This is a genomic window from Shewanella sp. Isolate8, assembly GCF_022398495.1.
Classification (GTDB): domain Bacteria; phylum Pseudomonadota; class Gammaproteobacteria; order Enterobacterales; family Shewanellaceae; genus Shewanella; species Shewanella aquimarina.
This window is the reverse complement of sequence record NZ_JAKEVI010000004.1, coordinates 318,472-327,896: the sequence shown is the minus strand read 5'-3', so window position 1 is coordinate 327,896 and position 9,425 is coordinate 318,472. Positions and strand designations below refer to the sequence as shown.

The following is a 9,425-nucleotide window of genomic DNA, read 5'->3' as shown; positions in this document are numbered from 1 at the left end:
TTACGCAGGTAATTGTTTGGCTGACAAAGCCGTAACGAAGCGAAGCGCGGAGTGTACTAGAGTACATGAGCACTGCAGCGAGGAAACAATGCCGTCAGACGAAGAATTAACCAGTAAGAATTTGTCTGGAAACCATAGCATTGTGGCCCCACCTGATCCCATCCCGAACTCAGAAGTGAAACGCAATCGCGCCGATGGTAGTGTGGGGTCTCCCCATGTGAGAGTAGGTCATTTCCAGGCGCCTAATTTGGGCCTAGCCCAAAGGAGCGGTAGTTCAGTTGGTTAGAATACCGGCCTGTCACGCCGGGGGTCGCGGGTTCGAGTCCCGTCCGCTCCGCCAACATTAAGACGAAAGCCCTAGCAGCAATGCTAGGGCTTTTTTCGTTTTGGCCGTTCTCAATTTGGATGTAGGCATTCGAGATACTCCCTCCTCAGCATGGCCCTGCACTCGTCGTCCTAGCTAATCTCTATATGCTTATAGCTAAATGCAATAATGTTTAGCCACTAAGTAACTTAAATGTGGCATAATCGGCACAAACACACGCAGTAGATCCTGTATTGATAAGATGTGTTACGTCTGACGACCCTTTTCTTTAGGTGTAGTGACTTTGCTGAAATTTGTCTCGCGTCCCTCGCTCATGCTCTTCGCACCTCTGGTGTGTGTCTTGTTGTTCGCGTTTTTCATAACCAGTAGTTATTTTGTCGAGCGACAGCAGCGTCGAGACCATGTATCCACCTCCCAGGTCGAGTCTCTGTCTCAAGAGCTGATGCGGATGAATCATCTGGTGGCGATGGCCGCTAAGGCGCAAGACTTCACCCGGGTAGAAGAGGAGCTTGCCTTGCTTGGCAGCGACATTCGGCTATCTGTGTATACGCTTATCGATGGCAAAGGAGACATACGCTTTGCTAATCATGGTGTATGGCGTGACAGCTCGGCACAGTTGGTGATCGATGGTTATGATAGTCAGGAGCATCGAGACAGGGTCGCCGAGGGTAAGTCTAGGATTTACTTCAATGACAAGCGTCAGTCGATACAGGCCTACTATCCCATTACACCTCTACTCTCATCCCTGTCGGTGGAACGTCCCGAGCTTATTTATCTCGAATATGACATGGCGCCCATGCTGGCCGCCAGCGATGAAACCGTATTTGTCGGCCTGATGAGAACGGGGGCAATCGCCCTGGCGACCACCTTTGTCTTGCTCGGCCTGTTTTACTACTTTGTTTTGTCGCCGATTCGTCATCTGAGCCGCCAGGCGGCGGCTTTGGGTCAGTCAGAGCCTGAGCCGAGGAATAAGAAGATTGAGTCCCCCTTCATCGAGCTGCATAGCTTAGAGCAGAATCTCCAGCGCTTTAAGGATAGATTCCAACAAGGGGCGAAACAGCTTAAGGATAGCGAGCAGAGATGGCTGTTTGCCGTAGAGGTCTCTCGCTATGGCATCTGGGACTGGAACCTGGAGGATGACAGTGTATTTCTCTCGGATCGTTGGAAAGATATGTTGGGCTATGGGCCCGAAGACTTGATGCCCGAGTTAGAAACCTGGGAGAGCCGGTTACATCCTGAGGACAAGGAAGGAATACTCAAGAGCCTCAACGCCTACCTCAATGGCGAAACCGAGGAGTTTGAGAGCGTTCATCGACTCCGTCATCAGCAGGGCCATTATATCTGGGTGCTGGATCGCGGCATGACAGTTGCGTGGAATGAGAAGGGTAAGCCGCTACGCATGATAGGCACACTATCCGATGTGACCGAGGATATTCGCAATCAGAAGGCGGCGATGCATCAGGCCAAGCATGACCCGCTCACGGATCTGGCTAATCGTCGCGCTTTGATGGATGGACTCTATCAGCAGCAGGATGAGTCGGGAAGCTGTGCCGCCTTGTTTATGCTGGATCTGGATAACTTCAAGGTGGTTAACGATGCTCTGGGGCATCATGGTGGTGACAGGCTGCTGATTCAGATAGCGGCTAGGCTATCTAGTTATTTCTCTTCTAATTCACTTATCGCACGTGTGGCGGCCGACGAGTTTGTGATTTTGGTGAAGAAGCTGCCTGAAGATCTTCTCAGTGCTCGACGTCGTGCTCAGGCGTTGGCAAGCCAGATGCGTCAGCTCATCGCTCGCAGCTTTCATATCAGCGGTCATACTTTTAATCTCTCCGCGAGCGTCGGAATTGCCATCATAGATCCGAGTGAGGCCACCCCACCGGAACAACAACTAAAACGGGTTAACATGGCCTTGGCTCAGGCTAAGGAGAGTGGCCGCGATGCCTGTGTGGTCTACAGCAGTGAGATGGATAAGCGTGCTGCGCAAAATCTGATGATCCGAACCGAGCTGGTGCATGCTGCCTCTCGCCATCAGTTGTCTCTCTTCTACCAGCCCCTGTTAAATGCCAAGGGCGAGATCGCCTCGGTCGAGGCCCTGCTGCGTTGGCATCATCCACAGAATGGGGCGATCTCTCCGGCTGACTTTATTCCGGTTGCCGAGGGTAGCGCGCTGATTATCGAGTTGGGTGAGTGGGTGTTGCTGGAGGCTTGTCGCTTTATTCGAGAGTTGAAGTCACAGAACATCTGCCCGCCCATGGTGTCAATCAACGTCAGCGCCCGTCAGTTCCATCAGGATGAGTTTGCGTCTAAGTTATTGGCCACGCTGCAGGAGCAAGGGATCAGTCCTGCCCATATCGAGTTGGAACTGACCGAGCATGTGTTATTGACCGATCTTCAACAGGTGCGTCAGACCATGACTCTGCTAAGAGAGGCCGGGATCAGTATCGCGGTGGATGATTTCGGTACCGGTTATAGCTCGCTGAGCTATCTGCAGGAGCTGCCGCTAAATCGCCTTAAATTAGATGCCAGCTTTATTAGAGACATGGGCAATGGCGAGGCGTCCGCCTCGATCGTTAAGGCCATGATCGATATGTCTCATAGCCTGAATCTGGAGTTTGTTGCCGAGGGAGTCGAGATCCAGTCTCAGTTCGAGCAGCTAAAGGTCTATCGCTGTGACCTATATCAAGGCTATCTGTTCCACCGGCCTATGCCGGGAGAAGAGCTAGGCCGCCTGCTGGTTAGGCTGGATGAACCACCCGTGATATCAAGCGTGTAGGCTGAGAAAGTCTGCCAGTTGATTCAGCGCCTGGTTTCGGGCGCTATCCCTTTCCATAAAGATCTCATGACGGGCATGGGCGACCCTAAAGAGGTGGCAATGCTCCCCCTTGGCGGCATCTTGGGCGCGATTATCGACGATGGTGTCTTCTTCCGCCTGCAAGATCAATATCGGTGTCTGTGCGTGTTTCGCGGCCTGAATGGCTTGCTCACAGGCATCGAGAGACTCGGTTAACCAGCGATTGGTTGGCGAGCCTAGCTTCAGCTGCGGGTAGGTCTCATATAGCTTACGATAGTCTTGATAGCGAGTAGCGCTATGGGTTAGGTCGTTCTCCTCAAAGGGGGCGGCAATATAATCTTTTCCACCTAAGACATAGTTGGGCTTATTGCTCGAGCCATTGTCCAGGTGTCCCGCCAACCAACGCACGAAGGGCTTAGGCATAGGTAGGCAGATGCCGTACATGGGAGCCGAGAGTACGGCCGCATCGAATATTTCTGGCGCCTGTTGCAGATACAGTGTGGCTATGGTTCCGCCCATGGAATGCGCCACTAGATACAGTCGGTCATGTTGCTTGGGGGTGACAATCGTATCGATGAAATGACTAAAGTCGCGCACATAGTCGGCAAACTTCTCTACGTGCCCCTGGTGCGGATTATCGGTCAGCCTGGTTGAAAGCCCCTGGCCTCTGTGATCCAAGGCATAGACGCTATATCCTAACTGATAGAGATCGAAGATCAGTTCTTGGTATTTTAGATAGGCCTCGACGCGACCACTGCTGATCACGATCGCCCGGGTCGAGTTGGGGTGTGTGGCCATACAGTAGGCCAGCTTGAGCCCATCGCTACTTGTCAGATAGCCTTGCTCCACGCCCTGCCAGAAAGTATCTAGCTGCTGTCGATTGTCTTCTAATTCGCTGGAAAAAACCGGCAGTGTTGTGGCGATGGCGCCACTGCTTGTAGAGACTGGGGCTGTGGACATGGGCAATCTGAATTAGGAACAAGATGCCTGAGTGTAGCACGATATGTTATCGCGATTAATGGCTTAAGGAGGCTAAGTGTCTCTGGCGCCACTATCGTGGGACTAGGACGCCAGAGGAGGATTACTACTTAGCGGCCGCCTGTGCGGCGATGAAGTCGTCTATCTGCTGTTCGAGTAGCGCCATGGGCACTGAGCCATTGGCTAAGACGGCGTCGTGGAAGGCACGGATATCGAACTTCTCACCTAGGGCCTTCTCCGCCTTGGCGCGCAAACGCTTGATGGTGAGTTCGCCTATCTTGTACGACAGGGCTTGACCCGGCCAGGAGATATATCTGTCTATCTCAGTGGTGACATTGTGTAGCGACAGTGCCGTGTTACTGGCCATATAGTCGATGGCCTGCTGCCTAGTCCAGCCCTTGGCGTGCATGCCGGTGTCGACCACCAGACGGGCGGCGCGCCACATCTCATAGGTCAGGCGGCCGAAGTTGCTGTAGGGATCTTGATAGAAACCACCTTCCAGCCCGAGATATTCTGAGTAGAGTCCCCAGCCTTCTCCGAATGCCGAGATGTAGCTGTAACGACGGAAGTTAGGCAAGGAGGTCAGCTCTGTGTTGAGGGAGATCTGCAGGTGGTGACCCGGCACGGCCTCGTGTAGGGTCAGGGCCTCCAACTCATATAGAGGACGTTTGTCCAGGGCATAGGTGTTTACCCAGTAATAGCCGGGTTGGTCGTCGCCACTGGCGCCGGAGTAACGCCCCGTGGTGTATTTAGGGGCGATCTCAGCGGGCACTTCCTGGATGCCATAGGGCGTGCGTGGCAGTTTGCCGAAGAATTTCGGTAGCATGGCATCGGCCTTCTTGGCGATAAAGGCAGCCTCTTTCAGGAGCTGCTCTGGAGTCTTGGCGTAGAACTGAGGATCTGTGCGCAGGAAGTGTAAGAAATCGGCGAAGCTGCCCTGGTAGCCTAACTTATCTATGATCGCTTGCATCTCGGCGCGAATGCGTTTGACCTCTTTGAGCCCGAGTTGATGCACCTCGTCGGCCGTCATCGGCAGCGTGGTGTAGTGGCGTACGCGATTCTCATAGAAGGCCTCACCGTCGGGAAGATCGTAGGCGGCAATACTTTGGCGTGCGCCTGGGATATATTCTTGGGTCATGAAGTCATAGAAGGCCTGGTAGCTGGGCAATACATTCTGCTCAATCAGGGCCTTGCCTTGCGCCGTTAGTTCGTTTTTCTGAGCCTCGGTGAAGTGCTTGGGAAAGTGTGTGAAGGGCTTGAAGTAACCGCTCTGCTCAACCGGCACTATGAAGGCGCTGATACTCTCCTCGAAGCCGTTTAAGACTACCTTGGCGGGCGTGATGCCCTTAGCGAGTCCCTGCTTTAGCCAATAGGTTTGCTGGGCAAAATAGTGAGGCAGCGCCTCGAGCTTGCTCAGGTAGTGCTGATAATCAGCTTGGTTGTTGAAGTTACCCTTGGCGATGGAGGCGATATAGGCGTGAAAGCCACTCTCGGCGGTAATGGGTAAGTAATGGTCGTGAAATCGGTACTGGTCGACGCTGTTTTGTAGCTGATAGGCGAGTATCTGGGCGTTTATGCGATCGGCCTTGTCGAGCGATGCCATATCTAATGCCTTGAGGCGAGCCAACAGGGCACTTTCGGCCTGATTGTGACTAGCCAGTGCCTCCGGGGAGAGATCGTCCAGTTTACCCGCCGCCGTTTCGTCGCCCTGTGAGTAGGCCATTTCTGGACTAGACTCTAATCTAAGTTGCCAGGCATCGTCTATGATGCGCTGCAATTGCAGATGACTCTGGCTGACAGTGGTTTGCGGTGTCGTGCCGACATCCGCCGTGGGTGCCATTTGGCAGGCCGTGAGGCTGAGTATGAGTAGGCAAGGGGCTAAGGGTTTATGCATGGGTGATCCTGTTGTCATTATTATGGGCCTAGGTATAAGCTCAACGATTATGCAATATTCAATTTGGTGGGTCACCCATGACACAAGATAAATTGTCAGCAGGTATTGCAACGGACTTTGGTCGAAAGCTGAACATAAGTCATGCATATCGTTAAAAAATGCGTGTTATAGTTGCAACAACTTCAGACCAGATAAAAAACAATATTGGCTGAGGGGTTCAAATAGGGGTTAAATATGATTGATACATCCATTCCGTTGGTGGATCTGCATCGTCATCTTGATGGTAACGTCAGGGTGGAAACGATTTGGGACCTGGGCCACCAACACAATATTGCTTTACCTGCCGACACCTTGGAAGGTTTAGCGCCTTTCGTTCAAATTCAGGGGAAAGAATCCAGCCTGGTCGCTTTTTTGAAGAAGCTAGACTGGATGGTTGCCGTACTGGCAGATCTTGATGCGGTAAAACGTGTGGCTTACGAGAATGTTGCCGATGCGGCGATCTCTGGCCTGGATTACGCTGAGCTGAGATTCAGTCCTTACTATATGGCGATGAACCATAAGCTGCCGATCGAGGGGGTTGTCGAAGCCGTCATCGATGGTGTTAAGGCGGGCCTCAAGGACTATGAGGTGAAGATCAACCTGATCGGCATCATGTCGCGCTCCTTCGGTCAGGACGCCTGCATGCAGGAGCTAGACGCCTTGCTGGCACACAAGCAGCACCTGGTGGCGATGGACTTGGCGGGGGATGAGCTAGGCTTCCCAGGCGCCCTGTTTAACGATCACTTTAAGAAGGTGCGTGACGCCGGACTGGCGATTACGGCGCATGCCGGTGAGGCGGCTGGTGCCGAGAGCATGTGGCAGGCTATTCAGGAGCTCGGTGCGACCCGTATCGGCCATGGGGTCAATGCCATCCACGATCCTAAGCTGATGGAGTATCTGGCTGCCAATAAGATAGGCATAGAGTCTTGCCCAACAAGTAACCTGCATACGTCTACAGTGACCAGTTATCAGGAGCATCCGCTGCGTACCTTCATGGAGGCCGGGGTGTTGATCGGCCTCAACACAGATGATCCTGGCGTGAGCGCCATCGACATCAAGCATGAGTACGACACTGTGAAGCGGGAGATGGGCTTTAGCGACGCCGAGTTGGCGCAGCTGCAACGCAACGGCGTGGAGATGGCCTTTATCTCCGACAGCGAGCGCAAGGCGCTCTATGCCGCTAAGGCTTAAAGCGCAAACTTAAAGCACTAGCTTAAAGTGCTATGGCTTAAAGTATTAGCCATAAAAAAGCCGATGATAATTCATCGGCTTGTTTTATCTTTGGGTTTAGATAACCCTTGAGAACTGCTGCTGACGAGCCTTGTCACGATAATAAACGTCGAAACAGATACAGATATTACGGATCAGCAGACGGCCTGTTTCGCCTACGGTGATCTTTCTGTCTTTCACTTCGACCAGCTTGTCGTCGATGAAGGTTTGTAGCAGTTTGAGATCTTCGGCGAAGTATTCTTCAAACTTGATGCCTAGCTGCTTATCTATCTTGGCCATATCCAGGTCGAAGTGACAGATCAGCTGCTTGATTACGACACGGCGGATCTCGTCGTCACGATTGAGCTTACAGCCTTTCCACAGGGCGTGACCCTTCTCGTCCACCGACTCGTAGTAGGGGCGGATATCTTTCTGGTTCTGGGCGTAGCAGTCGCCAATCTGGCTAATAGAGGAGACACCTAGGCCCAGCAGGTCACACTCTTCCTGGGTGGTGTAACCCTGGAAGTTACGGTGCAGGCGTCCTTCGTTCTGCAAAATAGCAAGCTCATCATCTGGCTTGGCGAAGTGATCCATGCCTATGTACTGATAGCCAGCGCCCGTCAGCGTCTCGATGGTCTGGTGTAGCATCTCCAGCTTCTGTTGTGGGGTCGGCAGGTGCTCGTCTTTAATCTTACGCTGGGCGGCGAAACGTGCCGGCAGGTGAGCGTAGTTAAACACAGAGAGTCTGTCGGGCGACAGATCTAGTACGCGTTGCATGGTTTCGGCGAAGCTTTCTGGCGTCTGGTGTGGCAGGCCGTATATCAGGTCGATGTTGGTCGACACGAAGCCCATCTCTTTCGCCTTGGCAATCAGGTCGAAGATAAACTGCTCGTCCTGTTCGCGGTTAACGGCAATCTGCACCTCTTTGTTGAAGTCCTGCACGCCAACCGAGATACGGTTGAAGCCGGCTTCTTTAAGGGTGTCTAGCATAGAGAGTTCGATCTCGCGTGGATCGACCTCGATAGAGTATTCACCCTCGTCTGCAATATTAAAGTGCTCTCTTAGCAGCGCCGACAGCCTGAGGATCTGCTCCGGGCTGAGGAAGGTTGGCGTGCCGCCACCCCAGTGGATCTGGGTTACCTGGTAATGCTTAAACAGTGGTGCACGTTTGACGATCTCTGCCGCGAGATATTCGATATATTGGTCTGCCTTGTGCTGGTGACGGGTGATCACCTTGTTGCAGCCGCAGTAGTAGCAGAGCTTGGCGCAGAAAGGAATGTGTAGATACAGCGATAGTTTATTGCTCTTACTGTTGGCAATAGAGGTGAGCAGGTCTTCTTCGGTGAAGGAGGCGTCAAATTCTAGTGCGGTCGGGTAAGAGGTATAACGAGGACCGCTGTAATTATATTTTTCGATCATTGACTGATCCCAACTAATTTGGGTGGGCTGCTTCAAGGCGTGTCCTCCGAGGGTGGTAAATTAGCAACTAGCGAAGTATGCAATGTTATTGAGCGAATAACATTGATCCAGGTTGCAAATTAGCACTGCAATTTATGTTAGCTGATGAATATCCTTGTTTTCGGCTTAAATGTCTTGGTGTTAAGCCGTTTTTGTGCACCGACTCACGTCAATGGCTGAGGTGGGCATAGGCCTTGGCCAGCAGGGCCACCTCGGCCATGATCTCGGCTTGCAGCGCCGATTCTGACTTCATTCTCTCTAAGTCTAGCTTCATCCGTTGCTGTTTCGCCAGAGCCTTCCGCTGCTCCATGATGGGGTGAGATTCTATGACCTCAAAATGCTTAAAGAGCGCCGGATACTGGTGCTTTACCTGTTCGTCGTGGCCGAGAATATTAAAGAGTTTACCGATACGCATCACGCCCTCTGAGAGTTCGCAGCGCTCCTCGAGCATGGCGGTGGCGATATAGTGGATGTTGCCCAGCAGCTCCAGCTCTTTGGCATCTTTGGCCGCTTGTTGGGCCTCGCGCTGGGCTTTTTGTTGGGCGGTTTGCTGTTTTAGCTTGAGTAGCAGGCTGGCGGCGTAGGCGGCCAGGCCTAAGATGATGATGGCGCCTAGGATGAGGAGTGTCGTGGTCATAATCAGTCCGAGGTTTTGGGTTGCTAGTTGTTTGCTTTCGCCAGGTGATAGTGGCTAGGTATTGTTTACCTGGCGTAGATAGCGAAATGGC

At 52.7% G+C, this 9,425-nt stretch carries 6 protein-coding genes, 1 tRNA gene and 1 rRNA gene; 4 read left to right on the top strand and 4 right to left on the bottom strand.

Going from position 1 to position 9,425, the window contains the following annotated elements; all coding sequences use genetic code 11:
• Positions 1 to 124: 124 nt before the first annotated feature.
• The 3 genes from rrf (at position 125) to L1D43_RS17805 (ending at position 3,101) form a co-directional block, all read left to right on the top strand.
• Positions 125 to 240 (top strand): 5S ribosomal RNA (rrf, locus tag L1D43_RS17815).
• A 23-nt stretch (positions 241 to 263) separates the two neighbouring features.
• Positions 264 to 340 (top strand) — tRNA-Asp (locus L1D43_RS17810).
• Between the two features lie 268 nt (positions 341 to 608).
• A complete protein-coding gene (locus tag L1D43_RS17805) occupies positions 609 to 3,101 on the top strand; it encodes a GGDEF and EAL domain-containing protein (RefSeq protein WP_239853776.1) in 2,493 nt (830 codons plus the stop codon).
• Here L1D43_RS17805 and L1D43_RS17800 read toward each other — a convergent pair.
• Positions 3,090 to 4,079, bottom strand: coding sequence for an alpha/beta fold hydrolase (locus L1D43_RS17800; RefSeq protein ID WP_239853775.1), 990 nt, complete (start codon positions 4,077 to 4,079; stop codon positions 3,090 to 3,092). The genes L1D43_RS17805 and L1D43_RS17800 overlap by 12 nt on opposite strands.
• Positions 4,080 to 4,203: 124 nt before the next feature.
• A complete protein-coding gene (locus tag L1D43_RS17795; RefSeq protein WP_239853774.1) occupies positions 4,204 to 5,991 on the bottom strand; it encodes a DUF885 domain-containing protein in 1,788 nt (595 codons plus the stop codon).
• Positions 5,992 to 6,225: 234 nt separating this feature from the next.
• Between L1D43_RS17795 and add the strand changes: the two genes are divergently transcribed.
• Positions 6,226 to 7,221, top strand: coding sequence for an adenosine deaminase (add, locus tag L1D43_RS17790; RefSeq protein ID WP_239853773.1), 996 nt, complete (start codon positions 6,226 to 6,228; stop codon positions 7,219 to 7,221).
• Positions 7,222 to 7,317: 96 nt separating this feature from the next.
• Here the strand turns inward: add and hemN are convergent, their stop codons facing one another.
• Positions 7,318 to 8,694 carry an oxygen-independent coproporphyrinogen III oxidase gene (hemN, locus tag L1D43_RS17785; protein WP_275659201.1) on the bottom strand — a complete coding sequence of 459 codons (1,377 nt, stop codon included), beginning with the start codon at positions 8,692 to 8,694 and terminating at the stop codon, positions 7,318 to 7,320.
• Positions 8,695 to 8,866: 172 nt separating this feature from the next.
• Positions 8,867 to 9,334 (bottom strand): DUF2489 domain-containing protein, encoded by a 468-nt coding sequence (locus L1D43_RS17780; RefSeq protein WP_239853771.1) that lies wholly within the window; start codon positions 9,332 to 9,334, stop codon positions 8,867 to 8,869.
• Positions 9,335 to 9,425 lie beyond the last annotated feature (91 nt).

What these genes read in the sequence shown, in the direction of transcription:
- L1D43_RS17780 (WP_239853771.1), bottom strand. Translation starts at nt 9,334, where the DNA reads ATGACCACGACACTCCTCATCCTAGGCGCCATCATCATCTTAGGCCTG.
- L1D43_RS17795 (WP_239853774.1), bottom strand. Translation starts at nt 5,991, where the DNA reads ATGCATAAACCCTTAGCCCCTTGCCTACTCATACTCAGCCTCACGGCC.
- add (WP_239853773.1), top strand. Translation starts at nt 6,226, where the DNA reads ATGATTGATACATCCATTCCGTTGGTGGATCTGCATCGTCATCTTGAT.
- L1D43_RS17800 (WP_239853775.1), bottom strand. Translation starts at nt 4,079, where the DNA reads ATGTCCACAGCCCCAGTCTCTACAAGCAGTGGCGCCATCGCCACAACA.